This is a genomic window from Aquamicrobium ahrensii (genome assembly GCF_040545755.1).
Taxonomy (GTDB): Bacteria; Pseudomonadota; Alphaproteobacteria; order Rhizobiales; family Rhizobiaceae; genus Mesorhizobium; species Mesorhizobium ahrensii.
Genome location: NZ_JBEPMN010000017.1, coordinates 1 through 17,348, shown reverse-complemented (window position 1 = coordinate 17,348; position 17,348 = coordinate 1). Strand labels below are relative to the sequence as shown.

The 17,348-nt window shown below is 58.4% G+C and carries 16 protein-coding genes; 4 read left to right on the top strand and 12 right to left on the bottom strand.

Features of this window, described 5'->3' with window-relative positions; all coding sequences use genetic code 11:
• Window positions 1–6: 6 nt before the first annotated feature.
• Window positions 7–960: an ABC transporter permease gene (locus ABID44_RS16375; RefSeq protein WP_354152780.1), complete on the bottom strand. Its 954-nt coding sequence runs from the start codon at window positions 958–960 to the stop codon at window positions 7–9.
• Between the two features lie 109 nt (window positions 961–1,069).
• A complete protein-coding gene (locus ABID44_RS16370; RefSeq protein ID WP_354152779.1) occupies window positions 1,070–2,608 on the bottom strand; it encodes an ABC transporter substrate-binding protein in 1,539 nt (512 codons plus the stop codon).
• A 190-nt stretch (window positions 2,609–2,798) separates the two neighbouring features.
• On the opposite strand from ABID44_RS16370, the gene ABID44_RS16365 reads away from it, so the two are divergent.
• The gene (locus tag ABID44_RS16365; protein ID WP_354152778.1) at window positions 2,799–4,658 is read left to right on the top strand and encodes a helix-turn-helix domain-containing protein; all 1,860 of its coding nucleotides are present in this window, start codon (window positions 2,799–2,801) and stop codon (window positions 4,656–4,658) included.
• A gap of 41 nt (window positions 4,659–4,699) precedes the next feature.
• Here ABID44_RS16365 and ABID44_RS16360 read toward each other — a convergent pair whose 3' ends face one another.
• The 9 genes from ABID44_RS16360 to ABID44_RS16320 all read right to left on the bottom strand — a co-directional run bounded on the left by ABID44_RS16360 (window position 4,700) and on the right by ABID44_RS16320 (window position 14,714).
• Window positions 4,700–6,247 (bottom strand): acetolactate synthase large subunit, encoded by a 1,548-nt coding sequence (locus ABID44_RS16360; protein WP_354152777.1) that lies wholly within the window; start codon window positions 6,245–6,247, stop codon window positions 4,700–4,702.
• Between the two features lie 169 nt (window positions 6,248–6,416).
• On the bottom strand, window positions 6,417–7,250 hold the full coding sequence (locus ABID44_RS16355; RefSeq protein ID WP_354152776.1) for a hypothetical protein: 834 nt from the start codon (window positions 7,248–7,250) through the stop codon (window positions 6,417–6,419).
• 281 nt (window positions 7,251–7,531) lie between these two features.
• Complete coding sequence (locus tag ABID44_RS16350; protein WP_354152775.1) at window positions 7,532–7,846, bottom strand: NIPSNAP family protein; 315 nt, start codon at window positions 7,844–7,846, stop codon at window positions 7,532–7,534.
• The gene (locus tag ABID44_RS16345) at window positions 7,843–8,247 is read right to left on the bottom strand and encodes a carboxymuconolactone decarboxylase family protein (RefSeq protein ID WP_354152843.1); all 405 of its coding nucleotides are present in this window, start codon (window positions 8,245–8,247) and stop codon (window positions 7,843–7,845) included. The genes ABID44_RS16350 and ABID44_RS16345 overlap by 4 nt, the downstream gene beginning before the upstream one ends.
• Window positions 8,240–9,082 carry an alpha/beta fold hydrolase gene (locus ABID44_RS16340; RefSeq protein WP_354152774.1) on the bottom strand — a complete coding sequence of 281 codons (843 nt, stop codon included), beginning with the start codon at window positions 9,080–9,082 and terminating at the stop codon, window positions 8,240–8,242. The genes ABID44_RS16345 and ABID44_RS16340 overlap by 8 nt, the downstream gene beginning before the upstream one ends.
• On the bottom strand, window positions 9,079–10,161 hold the full coding sequence (locus ABID44_RS16335) for an LLM class flavin-dependent oxidoreductase (protein ID WP_354152773.1): 1,083 nt from the start codon (window positions 10,159–10,161) through the stop codon (window positions 9,079–9,081). The genes ABID44_RS16340 and ABID44_RS16335 overlap by 4 nt, the downstream gene beginning before the upstream one ends.
• Before the next feature lie 55 nt (window positions 10,162–10,216).
• Window positions 10,217–11,728 carry an aldehyde dehydrogenase gene (locus tag ABID44_RS16330; RefSeq protein WP_354152772.1) on the bottom strand — a complete coding sequence of 504 codons (1,512 nt, stop codon included), beginning with the start codon at window positions 11,726–11,728 and terminating at the stop codon, window positions 10,217–10,219.
• Between the two features lie 4 nt (window positions 11,729–11,732).
• Window positions 11,733–12,746, bottom strand: coding sequence for a flavin reductase (locus ABID44_RS16325; RefSeq protein WP_354152771.1), 1,014 nt, complete (start codon window positions 12,744–12,746; stop codon window positions 11,733–11,735).
• Window positions 12,747–12,860: 114 nt separating this feature from the next.
• A complete protein-coding gene (locus ABID44_RS16320) occupies window positions 12,861–14,714 on the bottom strand; it encodes a helix-turn-helix domain-containing protein (protein WP_354152770.1) in 1,854 nt (617 codons plus the stop codon).
• A 113-nt stretch (window positions 14,715–14,827) separates the two neighbouring features.
• Between ABID44_RS16320 and ABID44_RS16315 the strand changes: the two genes are divergently transcribed.
• On the top strand, window positions 14,828–15,418 hold the full coding sequence (locus ABID44_RS16315; protein WP_354152769.1) for an amino acid synthesis family protein: 591 nt from the start codon (window positions 14,828–14,830) through the stop codon (window positions 15,416–15,418).
• Here the strand turns inward: ABID44_RS16315 and ABID44_RS16310 are convergent.
• Complete coding sequence (locus tag ABID44_RS16310; protein ID WP_354152768.1) at window positions 15,399–15,737, bottom strand: hypothetical protein; 339 nt, start codon at window positions 15,735–15,737, stop codon at window positions 15,399–15,401. The genes ABID44_RS16315 and ABID44_RS16310 overlap by 20 nt on opposite strands.
• A gap of 506 nt (window positions 15,738–16,243) precedes the next feature.
• On the opposite strand from ABID44_RS16310, the gene ABID44_RS16305 reads away from it, so the two are divergent.
• Together ABID44_RS16305 and ABID44_RS16300 are read left to right on the top strand one after the other, a co-directional pair.
• Window positions 16,244–16,546, top strand: a complete 303-nt coding sequence (locus ABID44_RS16305) for a type II toxin-antitoxin system Phd/YefM family antitoxin (RefSeq protein WP_354152767.1) — start codon at window positions 16,244–16,246, stop codon at window positions 16,544–16,546.
• On the top strand, window positions 16,543–17,016 hold the full coding sequence (locus ABID44_RS16300; protein ID WP_354152766.1) for a type II toxin-antitoxin system VapC family toxin: 474 nt from the start codon (window positions 16,543–16,545) through the stop codon (window positions 17,014–17,016). The genes ABID44_RS16305 and ABID44_RS16300 overlap by 4 nt, the downstream gene beginning before the upstream one ends.
• Window positions 17,017–17,348: the final 332 nt, after the last annotated feature.

The window sequence follows — 17,348 nt, the reverse complement described above, 5'->3', positions numbered from 1 at the left end:
GCCGATCTAGGAACGGGAGGAGCGGGGATCAAGTGCGCCGTAGACGATGTCGACCAGCAATGTGGAGAAGGTCACGGCGACGGCGATGATCATGACCAGGGCCTGAACGACAGGGTAGTCCCGCCCCAAGATTGAATCAACCAGCAGACGTCCGATGCCCGGCACGGCGAATACCGTCTCGGTCACGACAGCGCCGCTGAAGACAAGACCAAGCTGTAGCCCAAGGATCGTCACGACTGGCAAAAGCGCATTCTTGAGAGCATGCTTCAGGACCACCGTGCTTTTCGAGAGACCCTTTGCATACGCTGTGCGGATATATGGCAGTTGCAGGACATCGCTGAAACTTGCCCGCGATTGCCGCAGGATGATCGCTGCCAGACTCAGACTGATTGTCACCGCAGGCATGATTGATCGCCGCAGGCTCTCCTGGAAATCAACCAAGGGCGAGACATAGCCGGATGGAGGCAACAGATTGAACTGGAGCGAAACCACGTAGATCAACACGCCGCCTGCAAGAAAATAGGGCGTTGATGCGCCGACAAAGGTGATCAATGATCCCAGCTTGTCCCATAGGGAATTGGGGAAGGAGGCGCTCAGCGCTCCAAGGGGGACGCCGACTGCTGTTGCAAGCAGAATGGCCATAAGGCCGATCTGCAGTGTCGGCCACAGTCTTGGGAGGATGATCTGCCCGACATCCTGCTTGTTTCGGAACGAGACGCCCAGATCGCCGGTAGCCAGCCGCCCGACCCATTTCGCATACTGGATATAGACCGGCTGATCGATGCCGTACTGACGGCGCAGTTCCGCGACTTGTTCTTCGCTCACATTGGCCTGAGCATCACTTAGGATCAGGTCGGTAACGTCGCCGGGCAAAAGGCGCATAAGCCCGAAGACGGCCACGGAAACCAGGAACAGGACGGGTATGGTGGCGATAACGCGCCTGGTGATGAGTGAAAGCATCAAGCTCCCCGTCGAGATGAATGGCTGCGACACCCCGTCTGGGGTGTCGCGTCGTGTCGCTGAATTGCGCAATACACGAATGATCTCAAGCAGAAGTGGCGGCCGCGCGTCACGCGGTTACAGAAATCCGCGTGAAGTCGATGATCGAGTCAGGCTTGTGGACGAAGCCCTGGACCCGCTTACCGATGCCCTTGAAATCGGAGCTGTAGTGCCAAGGGATGTAGATTGAATCGTCGCTCACCCCGGCGGTGATCTGGTCGAAGACCTGCTTTCTCTTGCCCGGGTCCAGTTCACCGCGCTGCTGCAGGAACAGGGCGTCCATCTCGGGGCTCGCACAGGCAAAGGCCTTCGCGTACGAGCCTTCGGACTGCAGGAGGATGGACAAGTACTGATCCGGATCGGGGCGATATCCCCACCAGCCGTGAAGATCAAGCGGCAACGTACCACCAAAAAGCTTATTTCGATGGTTTGCATAGTCGACCTGCTCAAGGTTCACCTTGACGCCGACATCCGCAGCCATCGACTGGAAGATCTGCGCGGCACGCTGTTTGACGGCCTCGGGGCGCAGGTAGGTGGTGATCTCGACCGATCCGAGCCCGGACTCATCCAGGAGCCGCTTGGCCTTGTCCTGATCGAAGGAGAATGGAGCGTAGTCCGCATCGTAGAACGGATTGCCGGGAAGGATGGCGCTATAGCCGACAGAGCCGGTTCCAAAATATGCGGCCCGATGCAGGGCTTCGCGGTCGATTGCCCATTGGAACGCCTGGCGCAGTTTCTTGTTGCTGCCCGGATATTCGCTTCTGGCGTTGAAGGAAAAGTATTCCCAGCGGAAGCCGATGCGTTCGGAAACGGCGAAATTCGTTTCATTGCGCAGCCCGGCGATATTCTGCAGCGGCAGTTCCTCCGCGATATCCACGCCGCCGGTCTTCAGTTCAGTAAGTCTGGTGCTATCGCTGGGGATCGGGCGCAGGATGATCCTGTCGAGGTAGGGACGCTCGGAATCCCAGTAGTCGGGATTTCTCTCGAGGACCGTTTCAGTGTCCTGCGCGTAGTGCACGAAGCGGAATGGACCCGCGCCAACCGGATTCAGCCCTGACTGCTCTTTGCCGTACTTTTCGAACGCGGCGGGTGAGCCGATGCAGCCCACCACGTCGGTCAGGGCGTACAGGAAAGCGGCGAACGGATACTGGAGTGTCAGCTTAACAGTAAGGCTGTCGACCGCTTCCATACTCTCCAGCACCTTGATTTCGCCGGCGCGGATCGAGCTGATATCCGGGTTTTGGATGCGCTTGAAATTATAGATGACCGCTTCCGCATCAAAGTCAGTGCCATCATGGAATTTCACACCCGGGCGCAGATGCAGCAGGTATGTCCTGGGATCGGGCTGCTCCCAGCGCTCAACCAGCATCGGAGCAAGGTTTCCGCCTTCGTCAACGGCCAGGAGCGAATCATGGATGGCGCGGACGGTCGCGCGCCCCTGTAGATTTCCGGTGAGATGAGGATCAAGACTGCGCGGATCCGCAATCAGAGCCACCGTCAGAGTGCCGCCGCGAGCGGGCGCCGCCACGGCAGGCGCGCCAGGGCGAAAAAGCCCCAGCCCCGCAACGCCGATGGCTCCGACTTTAACAAACTGCCTGCGTGTGATCATGAGCTGCACCCTCTTTTATGTTTTTATGCACAGAATCTACGTTCTCTCAGACGTTATAGACGCCTCACCATCGATGCGGCACTGTATGAATCACCCAAAATATAGCTAAAGATGCTGACGATTTGACGAAAATGGGCGCTGCTTGGAACTAGGCCGCAATGCTATTCTGCCCGCCTTATGGAGATGAGAAATGGGGTCCTTTTCAGGCACGGATGAGATCGACGAACCGAATGCGCCGGAGATTGCTCGCCAACTCCACGAACTCCCGTTAGATTCCGAAGAAAAGACACTTCGCACCGTCCGCGAAGTGGCCAATCTCATTAATATGAGCAACGATTACGAAGGCATGCTGACGCGGATCGTGCAGACGGTGTGCCAGCAGAGCGACTGGGGACGCTGCAGCATCCTGATAGTTGACCGGAAAAATGGCCTGTCCCGTTGCGTCGCCCTCCACGACCGCGCCTTCCCGAACGATGAAATCGCTGAAACAGCCTGGAATCTTGTCAGCAGCCCGACCCTAAACGTGGCGGAGAAGGGTGAGGCGATCATTCTTGCCGATGCACAAAACGATCAGCGATATTCGGCCTACCGGGAGTTTTCCGTCCGTCACAAGCTGAAGACGATAGTCCTGCTGCCTCTGTCCTCGCGCGACGTCGACGGTCGTGAGATGGTCTTTACGGTGTCGGCACGCGACCTTTCCAAGGTCACAGCTGCAAAACTGGACAACCTTTTCACAATCGCCCACATGATCTCGATTGCCGTTGAAAAATTTAAGCTTTTCCGCGCCGAGCAGACAGCAAATGATAATTTGCATCAGACACTTGAAATAAATTCAACCCTGATGAGCCGCGTAATATCTGGATGCACGCTAGCGGAATTAATCAGCCTTATTCAAGCGTATCTCCACCTTCCAGTCGCCTTTTATGATTGTATTTCAGATTTGTTCTTGTGGTCCCGCTATCCGGACTCGGTGATGAAGCTGCCGAGTGAGCAGAGATCTGCCGCCATCGAGCTGCTGGATGCGGAAATCCGACGACTTATTGTAACGGAGCCCAAACAGGATTCGACAAGCAGAATCTCCATCTCTCTGAATGAAGGCAAACAGATTGAAATGGATGCTTTTATCCAGCCAATGTCGGTTAGTGATCAAACGGCAGGTGGACTGGCTATAATGCTTGGCGAAAAACGTCTGACCGACTTTGAATCATTGGTCGCTCAAGGCGCACAGTTTGCACTTTCGGCTCATCTGATGCGAACCTATGCACAGTGGACGCAGAAGAGCACCGACTTCTCCGAATTTCTGGGCTACTTGTTCGATGGAGATTGGCGGGGTGGGCAAAGCGTTCAGCTCATGGCCGAGCGGCTCGGAATCGACATTAAGGCACGAATGCGCTTTTTGGCGGTTGACCTGCTTCCGGTGATTTCTGCTGATCCTCCTCCCTTACGCTCCATAGAGCAGGCGATCCGACAGATCGTTCCGGCAGCGACGGCATGCATCAACTCCAACGTCCTCTTCATTCTATACCCATATGACAAGAGGGAAGACGACCGCACGCTCAGGCGTCTGTCACAGGAGGTGGCGCAGCAGATCCAGTGGCGTCTCGGAACCGAAGTCGCCATGGTGGCAAGCCATATCTGCGCATCGCCCGGCGACTACAAGACCGTACGGACGCAGTGCCTTGAGGTGTTTCGGCTGGCCAGGCTCTTCAAGCGCACCGGGTTGGTGAAAAATGATGATTTTGGCGTTTTCGCGGTCTTAATCGCAGCATTGGGCGACGAGGCAATCTCCAGATATCTGGCAGAAACAATAGAGCCGATTGAAGCTCACGATAACTCAAAGGGGGGCGCCTTACTTGCTTGCGGCGAGGCATTCCTGCATCATGCATGCCGCTATCAGGCGGCCGCCGACGCGTTGGAAATTCATGTTTCAACACTGCGCTATCGGCTGAATCGCCTGAAGGAACTCTTCGATCTGGACCTTGACGGTAACGAAGATCACCGCTTCGCGCTTTCATTGGCGCTTCGGATTCGAAAATTGAAAATCGAGTGAGCGGGAGGCTGGGAGCCCCCGACATTTTGCGTACAGATGGGCTACAGCACCGCCTCTATCAGAAACGGGCCGCGCCGCGCCATCCCGGCGCGCAGCAGGCTGACGAACTCTTCCACGGTTTCGGCACGCCCTGCCTCAACACCCATGCCTTTGGCAAGGGAGCACCAGTCTATCGCTGGATTGTCCACCTCCAACATGAGCCGGGCATTCCGGCCAAATTCGTTCACCCCGACATTCCGCATTTCACCCTTGAGGATGGAGTAGCCGCGATTTGCGAGGACGATCGTCAGTATGTCCAGATTTTCTCGTGCCTGGGTCCAGAGCCCCTGCGCGGTGTACATGCCGCTACCGTCGGCCTGCAATACGATCACCTTCCGATCGGGGCAGGCGACGGCCGCGCCGACCGACAGCGGAATACCTATTCCAATCGCTCCTCCTGTAAGCCGCAAGAGGTCGTGCGGAGGAGCGAACGGCGCAAGTTCGGCCATGCGTCCGGCCGATGAAATGGATTCGTCACACAAAATTGCATTTTCCGGCAAAAAGCGCGCGAGGGCCATGGTGAGAGTATCCGGGTCCAGTTTTCCGGATGGCAACGGGAGGTCGCGTGTGGTGAGTGAGTTCGTGTCGAACGGAGCATTGATCGCGACGCCGAGTTCAACCGTCAACTCTTCCAGGACAGAAACGTAATCATGCTCGTCGCCAGCGAGTTCGACGGCGGCGCAACCCGTCGGCAGCAGAGTGCCGGGCTTGCCAGGATATGCGAAAAATGCGACCGGGCTTCGAGCGCCTATGCAAACCACGGCTTCAAAGCCAGCCAAGGTCCGGACGGCCTGATCCACATTGTAGGGTATGGGCCGCACCGCCACACGTCCGGCTCCGCGCTCCATGCGTGAGGCGTTGTGCGAGAATAGCGGAATGCCCCTGGCTTTCGCAATCCTGCCTGCCATGCGCAGCGCTTCGCCCCGCATCGCCTTTCCGCCCAAGATGATAGCGGCCTTGCGCCCCCGCAGAAGGTCCGCTGCCGCGCGCAATTTTTCGGGAGCAATGGCTGAAAGAGGCGGCAGATCTATCGGAACTTCGATGCCGGGCGTCACATTGGTCCATGCCGCATCGGCGGGCAAGATCATTGTGGATATGCCCGGCATACGCATGGCCGCCAGATAGGCGGCTTCCGTGCATCTGCGAACGTCCTGCGCATCGGCAACCCTTCCGACCCATTGGGACATGGGTCTCGCGAGGCTTTCTATGTCAGTCGTCAGCGGCGCGTCATGTTCGAGATGAAACGTCGCATGGTCACCAACTATATTGATCATTGGCGTGCGGGCGCGGCGGGCATTGTGCAGGTTCGCCAGGCCATTGGCCAAACCTGGCCCCAGATGCAGCAATGTTGCCGCCGGCCTGTCCGCCATGCGGCCATATCCATCGGCAGCGGCGGTGACGACGCCCTCAAACAAGCCGAGAATACAACGCATCTGCGGTTTACGATCAAGCGCAGCCACGAAGTGCATTTCCGATGTTCCGGGATTGGCGAAGCAAACATCAACCTTGTTGGCCAACAGAACATCGCACAGGGTGTCGGCCCCGTTCATAGGAATTCCTTTCCACGCTCGGCAGGGAATACAGACAAGAGGCCATTCCCCTGGAAATTATTCTCCGTATCGCTGGAGAAATACGGCTCCTGCCATTTGCCGTCAGTCCGCTTCCCTTGGTGCTGCACCCTCGCCGTGGCGGGGGTGCAGATAGAGACGGACAGTGGAATCAGAGCTTGATATCACTGTACTTGCCGAATCCATATTCGGTGAGGGCAAAGCCGGTCTTCACAACCGATCCTTCAGTATAGCGAATATTGCCGTAACGCTGCATGATGACCATGTCCGATGACGAGTTGACGATCGGAAGTTCCCACATGCCCAGTTCTTCGAAATCGACCTTGATCGCCCGCTCCCCAATACGCGCATAGACCGTATTTTGCTTATGCGACGATTGTTCATAGTCGGCGGCGATGATCGTGCCGTCCGGCTTCGCCATCTTGAAGTAGTCATATTTCTGGTAAGCAAACACAGCGTCGGCGGACCAGATCGCCAGTTCGCCGTCATCCACGAAGCCATGTAGAAAACGGTAACCCGTGTATCTTGGACCCGTATGCCACATCACATGCTTGCAATAACCCTTGGTGTCATAGGTCTTGCCACGGAACTTCAATGTGCCCGTCAGATCCGGCAGGTGGAGAACTTCCTCGTTCGATTCCGACAAGGTGTCCATCCAGGTAAGTGTGTTCAGTGGACGGACCCGAGCCTCGAAGGAATCCTCGCTTGACGCTGCATGGACAATGACGACGATTTCACCGTCTTCGTCGCGGACCTCGGCAATGTCAGACTGAATGTCCAGATACGGACTATCAGATTGGACCCAGAGATTGGGGCTTTTGGCAATCTCTCGAGCTGATCCATCATAAATCCAGGCAGCGTGAGTCCAGTGCCCGCCCCGATAGGCCATACGGATCGAGAAAAGTCGGTTGTCCGCAAAAAAGTGGTACTGCAAACTGTCATTGGCCGTAAACCGGAATGCAGGGCGTCGAACTGGATCAGTCATCTGGTAACCTCTTGTTGAAGATGGGAGCGGCCGAGCGATCCGACCGAAACAAGGAAAGCCTAACTTTCAGCCGCAATGCCTTCCATATCGAAATCGTACTACTAACCGGAGCAGGTTTCCTCGAAACGGTATCAAACGGGCAGGATCCTATTTCTTCGAGAACGAGGGCCTCTCCAAAAGCACCATTTTGCGGCATGGCCGATCGTTCCCTCCGTTGCGCCAGGCAAGAGCCGTTTGATCCCAGGCTGTTGTTAGGAAAGCAGGGAGAACGATCGTCTTCCTCAACGCAACGGGGAGAAATCCGTTGGAAGGAGGATGCGGTTGTCGAGCATATCGATGTTTTCAGACAGTTTCGGGATAAAAGCCTGCCATGCGGGATCGGCTGCGAGGCGTTTGCGCCGATCGGCGCGATCACCGAGATCCCGGTAGCCCCACAGATGAATCACGTGATTGAGTGGCCCGATTTCGGTCTGGAAATAGCCGATGAGATTGCCCAGAATCGGCTGTTGGATGGCAAGCCCTTCCTCGCGTACAAGCTGCAGGTAGCGGGTAAGCTTGCCGGCCTTGATCCGGTAGATGCGTTCTTCGACAATCATAGAGGCATATCCCCCCCAGCGGCTTCCGCGGCCATTTCCTCGCGCACGGTACGCGCTACGCGGAAGGCCTCCACGGCGGCGGGCACGCCACAATAGATACCAATCTGGATCAGCGCCGCGCGCAGTTCGGCATCGCTTAGTCCGTTGCGCATCGCACCGCGGAAATGCACCTTGAATTCGTGCATCCGCCCCAGAGCCGCCAGCATGCCGAGATTCAGGAGGCTGCGCTGCTGCAGCGACAGGCCCTGGTCGGTCCAGCCCATGCCCCAGCAATATTCATTGAGAACATCCTGAAAGGGCATGGAAAAATCATCGGCGTTGCTGAGCGCAGCGTCAACATAGGCGTCACCCAGAACCGCCCGACGAATTTCCTCGCCTTTGGCCCGCAAACTCTTATCCATGTTCGTTCTCCGGGTTTCGTCCAGCAAGCAGAAAGGTCCTGAGTTCCGCAGCGACCTCTTCATGGGCCTCGAGGAGGATGGAATGGCGCCTGCGTGGAAAGATAGTCAGTTTCGATCCCGCGATACGCTCGCTCATGAACCTTGCCATACGGGGATTGGAGCCCTGATCATCCTCGCCGGTGGCGATGAGGGTAGGACAGCCGATGCGCGCCAGCTCGCCTCCGAAGTCGCTCTCGGCCAGGACCCGATAAGCGGCGGCGTAGCACTCGGGATCATTGGAGGCGTTGCGCGCGCGCAATTGCGCCATCAACTCAGGATTCGCCTGCTGGAATTCTTTGCTGAACCAGCGGCTTACTGAATTGTCGTAGTGGGATCCAGGTTCCTTGGTCTGGAGCAGATGCAGGCGATCCCGGACGCGCTGGTTTTCGGTTTCATTGCGTCCGGCGACGGTGGCCAGCAGCGCAAGCCGATCGATACGGCTGGGATGATCAAGCGTCGCGCGCTGCGCAATCAAACCGCCCAGCGAGAAGCCGGCGAGCGCAAAACGCTTGAAACCGGCATGATCGGCCAGGAGAAACAGTTCGCGGACGAAATCACCGATCTCATAGCGCCCTTTGACGCGAGCAGAACGACCATGGCCACGCAGATCGAAGCGCAGGATACGAAAATCGGGGGCGAGCCGGTCGACCACACGGTCCCAGGCTTCCAGACTCGATCCGACGCCGTGCACGCACACCAGAGGATACGTGCCCGCGCCATCGAGCCGATAGCGAATGCCGACGCCACCGGCATCGAACATAGCATCTATCGATTTGCCTGGCTGCGCAGTCATCATGCCGTCGCTTTAGCTCTTTCATGTGCCGCGTCGCGCTCTCGCGCGGCAAACACAGGCATAACCTCCTTGACGAACAGCTCCAGCGTCTTGCGCTTCAGTTCCTGCGGCAGGTTGAATGCGAGTCCGAGGCAAAACTGATCGACGCCGGCGGCCTCATATATCATCAGCTTCTCGATCACCTCGTCAGGCGTGCCAAAGAGGAGGTTGTCGCGGATCGCTTCAGGATCATAGTCGGCGCGATTGACAACGGTTTCCATCGGCACGTTCTCGGGAAAGCCGTTCACGACTGTCCCGATGTTACGGAAGAGGTTTTCGAAGCTGCGGCCGTAGGCGGCGGAAAGTTTCACCGGCAGTTCCCAGTCACCCGCTTTCTCGTAGACGCAGGCGCGGCGCAGCATCATGAACCGCGGCTTGGGCACGTTAGGGTGATCGGACGTCGCCTTGCGGAATTTCTCGCCCAGAACGCCGACTTCGGCGGGCGGGGCGGACAACGGCGTCGACAGGATATTGTATCCGTTGCGCACGGCCCAATCGAAGGTGCCGGGATCGCGTGCGGCCACCCAGATTGGAGGATTCAGCTGCTGGCGCGGCTTGGGCACGGAAGTCGCCAGCGGAAAGTTATAGTATTTGCCTTCGTGTGCGTAATCACCGGCCCACAGCTTCTGGACGGCGGGCAGCAGTTCTTGCATGTAAGCTCCGCCCTGCTCTTGGGGCATTCCGCCCGCCATGCGGTCGAACTCGTACTGATAGGCGCCGCGCGCGATGCCGAATTCAAGCCTTCCGCCGGTGAGGTGGTCACACAGCGCAGCCTCGCCAGCCAACCGGATAGGGGTCCAATATGGAGCTACGACAGTGGCTGAGCCAAGCCGGATACGTTCGGTGTGAGCGCCCCACCAGGTCAGCATCTGGAACGGGTTAGGCGCTATGGTGAACTCAATCGTGTGGTGCTCGGCCGTCCAGATTGTCTCGAAGCCGCCAGCGTCCGCAATCCGGGCGATTTCAAGGGTGTCGGAGACGACCTCGCGCATGTCGACGTCCGGACTGAAACGCTCCATATGCAATGCGATGGAAAACTTCATGGGAATGACCCTCTGGGGATAAATGTTGCAATCGGATTTGGGAACAAGGTGGCGCCTAGCGCAGCCGGATGACGAACGGGTCCTGGGTAGCGCCCGAATAATCCAGCACCACGTTTTTCAGCCGTGAGAACTCGCGCATCACTTCGAAGCCGCCACGTTTGCCGTAGCCGCTTTCCTTGAAACCGCCGGCCGGCGACATGTAGGCAGCGGAGCGGTAGGTGTTGATCCAGACGGTGCCGGCATCGACATTGCGGGCGAAGCGCATGGCGCGGTCGATATTCTGAGTCCAAATGCCTGCGGCCAAACCGTAATTTGTGTCGTTGGCCAGCGCCATCAGTTCGGATTCGTCATGGAAGGGCGTAACGCCGACGACCGGCCCGAAGATCTCATCGCGCATGAAGCGCATGTCATTTCTGGCGTCTGCAAGGACAGTGGGCTCATAGTACCAGCCACCAGCCAGCGCCTCCTGCTGCGGCCGTCGCCCGCCAATTGCCAGCCTCGCTCCGTCAGCAACCCCATAGCCGACATATTGCTGGACCTTCTCGAGCTGGGCGGCGAGCGCCAAGGGGCCGAGTTCGGTCTCATCCTTGGCGGGGTGTCCAATGCGGATACGTGACGTACGCTCGACCAGGCGTGCGACGAATTCGTCGTAGATACGCTGTTCCACGAAGCAGCGGGAACCCGCGATGCAGGTCTGGCCCGCCGCAGCGAATACACCAGCCACCACGCCATTTACCGCACGGTCAATATCCACGTCGCCGAATACAACATGAGGGGATTTTCCGCCGAGCTCCATCTGGGTGGACACCAGCCGGCCGGCTGCATTGCTTGCGATGCGCTTGCCGGTGGTCGTGCTCCCTGTGAAGGTGATCTTGGCAACGTCGGGATGCAGGGTCAGCGCTTCGCCGGCTGTCGAGCCATTGCCCGTCACCACATTGAAGACGCCAGCGGGAAAGCCTGCCTTCGCAACCAGTTCGGCAAGCGCGAGAGTGGAAGCGGATGTGTGCTCGGAAGGCTTGACGACGACCGTATTTCCAATCGCCAGACATGGCGCCAGGGTGCCGGTGAGCAGCATGAGCGGCGAATTCCAGGGCGAAATCATTCCGACCACGCCGATCGGTTCGCGCAACGTGAAGTTCAGCATGTCCAGCTTGTTGACGGGGATGGTCTCACCATGGAGCTTGTCGGCCATGCCTGCAAAATACAGATAGCTGTCGGGCGCGGCGCGAAGCTGCGCACGCGTTTCCTTGAGCAACTTGCCATTGTCGCGCATTTCGATGGCGGCGAGTTCGTCGGCGTTTTCCGCGATCAGGTCGGCCAGGCGTCGCACCAGCTTCCCGCGATCTGACTGGGTAATGCGTCGCCAAGCCGGATCGTTGAAGGCTCTCTTGGCCGCCTTCACTGCAGCGTCCACATCGTCTGCATTGGCATCTGCGACTTCGTACCAGGGCTCGGCGCAGGTGGGATCGTAGCTCGGAATATATCGTCCCGATTTGGGGCGGACGCGCTCACCGGCGATATAGAGATCCTGGCGCGATCCTTCGATCGCCTTCATCGTGAGTTCCATTGTTCTATCCTTCCGCGGCTTCATGCTCGGAGGCCACGCCACTCAAGGAACTCCAGGGGCGCGGCGTCCCACCGATCATCGCGATCCGTCCGCCATCGTCGGAATCGTTGTAGATTCCGAACCTCCCCTCCTGGCGCTCGTGCAGGTAGCGGCGCAGCATCGCCCGCACCTGGCGAACCCGTATGAGGTTCCAGGGCAATTCTTCGGGAGCGAAAAATTTCAGCGTCGGCGGCAGCTCGGCCACGGCGCCGTTCGGATCCGCCAGAACGCTCCGGTAGATCACATAGCCGGGGTGCTCGTCGGCAACATCGAATACGGAGTAAAGGAACGCATCCAGGGAAATCGACGCGATGCGGCCATCCTCGTCGAGGTCGATGCGCTTGCGCGCGCCACTTCGGCTCTCGGTGGGAAGGCCCCAGCCGCCTGACCCGTCGCCGCGCAGCAGGATACGACCGCCGTGCTCGACTAGATGGCAGACCATCATGCGATGCGATGCTCCCCAGCCGGCCGGCATCGGATCTTCGACATTCACGTAAGAGCCGCGGCAGAAGCCAAGCGGGGCGGCCGGACTGGAGCCGAATGCGACCACCCGGCCGATGAGAATGACGTGATCGCCCGCGTCAACACGCTCGTGCAGCGCGCAGTCGAACCAGCTCAGGCTGTCTGTGAGCACGGGAGCCCTGGTATTCACAGCGTCATATTCTACCGAATCAAACTTGCAGAGCGACTTGGACGCAAAAACAGATGCGACATCCTTTTGCCGGTCATGCAGGATGTTCACGGCGAACGAGCGGGCTGCGTCGAACGCCTTGGCGCTGCTGGCTTTCTTCCCGATGCACACCAAAAGCAGCGGCGGATCCAACGACACAGACGTAAACGAGTTCGCGGTCATGCCTCTCGGCATCCCGTCCTCATCCAGTGTCGTTACAACCGTGACGCCAGTAACAAATGTTCCGAATGCCCGCCGGAGTTCGATCGGATCGATTGGGCTTCGTTCATCTTCGCTATCCGCTGACATGCGCACGATCTCTCCAGTTTCGTGGTGGAGGATAGCGATCAGCGCAGGACGTTTCCTCCTTCACTACGCAGGAGAGGGCGGCGGAATATTCCTATTGTACAGAGCAGCGGGTTATTAGGCTGACGAACCGTCCGCCAGCGTGTCGTGCAAGCGGATCGCCAACTCCAGGGCAAAGCGACGCTCGGGCGTATCAATTTCGATACCGAACAGCTCGCGGATCCGACTCAGGCGATAACGGAGCGTCGTCACATGTAAGCCCATTGCATCGGCACAGGCCTGGTGGCGACAGCCATGCCCAAGGAAAAGCGCCAATGTCTTGTTGTATTCCGTCCGATTTTCTTCGTCATATCTGGTCACTGAGCCGATTGTGACTTCAATGAACGAACGGACCTCTTCAGAATTGACCGCAGAAAGCAAAATTGGCGAGGGACCAAAGTCTTCAACCGAAAGCAGGCCCTTGCGGTTGTAACGAACCGCCAGTTTGATTTTGCGCTCGCATTCCCGCCAAGCGATCGGATATTCTTGAAGGCTTGAACACGGCTTGCTGATGACGGCGACCGGCGTCGTGTCGAGGAGCCAAGACGCCTCCTCCATTATCTTGGCGACCAGCACCTTGGCCGCAGCATCACTATCGCGACCCACACTTGGAACGCGGCAGACTATGATGTCGTCAAGCGCAACCGCGGTTGCCGGTGGATTTTGCTGTTCGGCAATTCGCGTGATCGAGCGATGCAGTTCGAGCGACGTTTTGACCGGGTGCTTGGTGTCAGCGGGGATACTGATTGCAACAAGTCGGGCCTGAGCATCAACCTCGATCCCTAGCCTTCTTGCCCGCGCGGCAACGTCCTCGAAGCTGCGCCAGCGCCCTGAAACGATTTCCGCAAAAAGCTCGCTGGACGTCTGGGATTCGCTGCGAAACCGGACGTAACTACGCATCATCTGAACACTGAGAGCGAATTTAGCGCTTTCCAGCAAGAGGTGATCGAGATTTCCAAGATCGGCATTTTCGGAGAATACGACCAGTACGCCAGCCGCTTCACCATCGACAAGCAACGGCTCAAGAAGCGCCGGCAGATTGAGGTGGTGACCCCCACAGTTCAAATAAAGTCGTGTAGGCTCCAGACGGGCGCTTTTGGCAACATCTCGTGCCAGCCGCAAGAACTGTCTGCTCAGCGTCTTGTCAAAACTTGCCTTCCATGTGGCGTCGTCGATCAGATCGGGCGCAGGAGAGCGTTCGAAAATGACCAGATTTGCAGTCAGATCCACGACCACGACCGGGTTCGGTAAAAAGGTCTTTATCATAGCAGTCGCCGACGCGACCGAACCATCCGACAGGACCTTGTGCATGAGTGCGGAATGGGCGGTCAGCGCATTCTGCAACCTCTCCGCAGTGAGCCGTTCCGTCGTCAGACGATGGGCCTTGTCAACCGCGATAGCGCCGAGATGAACGACTGTCTCAAGGAATGTCAGGTCGATTTCAGTAAGATCGATGACTTCACGCGACTGCACCGAAAGAACCATGGCATGCCCCATGGCATCCTTGCAGCCGAGTGGCAGGACCACCACCGTCCGGTAGCCTCGCTCGATGGCCTCTTTCTGGTATCCGGGATACTCGTGAGCCGTCTGAGCGTCTCGGATAATGACCGGTTCATTTCGCGTCAGCGCAACCAGCGACGGACTCGTGACGAGCGTCCACCGGTTCTTATATGCATGAGCAAGTAGGTTGGGATCGTGGCGGGCAACAACGAGAGCATGCCCACTTGTCTGGTCGATACTCATTATGCCCGCCATTGACCATACAGTGTGGTGGCATGCGGCATGGACGAGGTGTCTGAGCGTTGTGGTGAGATCGACGCTGGAGTTTATGAGGCTGGTTATATCGCGGAGGGCCTGAGACAGCGGGCGATCGATCGCGTGCAAAATTTGTACTCCGAGGTTCCCTATGCCACGGCTTGAAGTAAATGTCATCAATCCGGCGAGACATCAATGCCGTTCTTCCTCTCATTCGGAGGAAGAACGGATCGCTCTGTACCTGCTACTGCGTCCTGGGACAAACCGTCCACAGATACAGAAGGGAAGCCATGAGCCTTGAAATCCGCAAGATCGTCCGCCACGTCGAGGAAGTTTTCATCGAAGGTGGAAAGGCCGCTGAACGTCCGGTCATCGCCGTAGCGGTGGCTGCGGTGATCAGGAACCCGTGGGCAGGCAAGGGCTTCGTCGAAGATCTCCGCCCTGCGGTCCTGGAGGTCGCGCCGGTCCTCGCAAACGAACTCGTCAGCCGACTGCTCCCCCTGTGCCCCGCTGATCGCGTCGAAGCCTACGGCAAGGCGGCTGTCGTGGGCCTCGGCGGTGAAATCGAGCATGGCTCCGCATTGATCCACACGCTCCGCTTCGGAAACGTGTTCCGTGATGCGGTTGGCGGTACGAGCTATCTCAATTTCACCAACACCCGGGGGGTGCCCGGTGTGCTTATGTCGTTGCCGATGACCCACAAGGGGGTTGTCGGGCAGCGCTCCCATTTCATCACTCTCAACCTCAGCATCAACGACGCGCCCGATCGTGACGAGATTTTGGTGGCCATCGGCGTATCCGATGGCGGGCGCGTTCATCCCCGCATTGGCGATCGCTTCCAGGACATGGCGGAAATGGGCATCACGCCCCCCAAGAGCTGAGGTATCCGCAGCAACAGGTCGCGCTGCCGCCGGCATTCGTCCGGCGGCGGCCCGGCCATCGTAGTCGGTGGCACACCCAAGACAGGAAAGGTATTTCATTCGTCACCATCCCCGTCGAGTTCACAATGATGCGCTGGGTGACGGATTTATCCTCGAAGTAGCCGGCCTGCCAGGCGACTTGACGATTACATGCTGCACATCCCTCTTTGTCGATTGGCGAAACATCACGAACGCGGATTGCCGCCGCGTTGCCGAAGGAGGCAAAATCGAAATTGCCCAGCAATTCGCGGCGTTCTTTCTGAGCTGACGCGAGCGACATGCTCGAGGCTAAGGGTTCGCTCTATTAACCCGTTCTTCGATTGCGCATTACACGGCGGATCGGACCGAATAGCTGTGGCGCAGCGATTGTTCTCGAACATCGAAACCGGAGTTATCAAGGCCGCGAAACCTCGGGTTTATGCCCTGAAGGACGCACAGCAGGCTCACACCGACATGGAAGCCCACCGCATCAGCGGTTCGGTCGTTCTGCTGCCGTAAGATGGGCTCCCCAAATGATCAACGCTCTAGAACATTTTGCACTCAGCCGGGATCGTCTGACGTTGCACAAATGCGGCTTGGAAAAAAGCTGGAGCAGCGGAAACTGCGTTCGTCAGAACGCCCACTGCTCTAGCCGCAAGTCCCAGCTACGCGCGATCCGCTTTCTTTCCCGACCATTTTCCTGAATCTCGGCCGCGGGCGCATTTTTCCTGCATCCGCCGACCCGCGATCTGGAATTTCCACATCGGATATGCTATATACCTGACTATCTGACTAGGTATAAGACCGATGGGCAAGCAGGCAGAACTTACCAAGAGCAAAAAAGCCGCCGGCAGCGCGGCTGCCGGACGTTGGAAGCTCGAGGACGCCAAGGCCCGGTTTAGCGAAGTGGTCCGGCATGCGCGCCAGGACGGGCCTCAGCGCGTGACCGTGCGTGGCCATGACGCGGTCGTTATCATGAGCGTAGAGGAATTCGACAGGCTCGCACCGGAAAGGCCGCGCGCGCCATTTGTCGCGTTCATGGAAAGCCTGCATCTCGATGGGCTCGATCTGGATCGCGAGGTGGATCGTGGCCGGGATATCGAGCTTTGAAGGGCTGGCTGCTCGACACCAACGTCGTGGCCGCTCTGATCAATCCGCGAGGTGCGCCCTCGGTAAAGTCATGGGCGGCCGGCGAGCGGGAGGAAACCTTCCACATAAGCGTCCTGACGCTGGCCGAATACGACAAGGGCATCCACAACCTTCCTCCCGATCACGAAGACCGGCAGCGCTACATCGCGGCGCGCGATGCGCTGGCCGACCGGTTCGGCCGACGCGTCCTGTCGCTCGACGACGACATCTTGCGGCTATGGGGAAGGATTTCCGGAGAGGTGAAGCGTGAAAGCGGTTACGCCCCGCCGGTGATCGACACGATGCTTGCCGCAACGGCGATCACCTTCGACCTCTATCTGGTCACGCGCAATGTGCGGGACGCACGGCCGTCCGGCGCGATCGTCTTCGATCCGTGGAACGACGACGCGGAGAAATTCCCATTGAGCCCGGGCAGGCGTGGCGCACCATAGCGACATCCGCTGGAGATGGATCCGCGTCGCACGCTCGCCAGGGCCCTCCCCCAGCGCATCGGCTGCCCCGCTGATCATACGATGCAGGTCTCGGATACTGTCGGGAGCCGCGAGACCAAACAGCGCAGATTGCGCAGGCGCGCCAGCTCTTCTATGAAGAAAAGAAGCCGGCCGAGACCGCCCGGCTCCCGGGCGTGCGCCCCGCAACCCTCTACAGCACGCCAGGAGAGGCGCCAGGGTGAGGTGGTCCCGGTTTCCGAGACAGGGGCATAAGGTGGATCGACCGATGAAAAGGACGATCCAGCATGAAGACACGCAGACGGTTCTCGGCC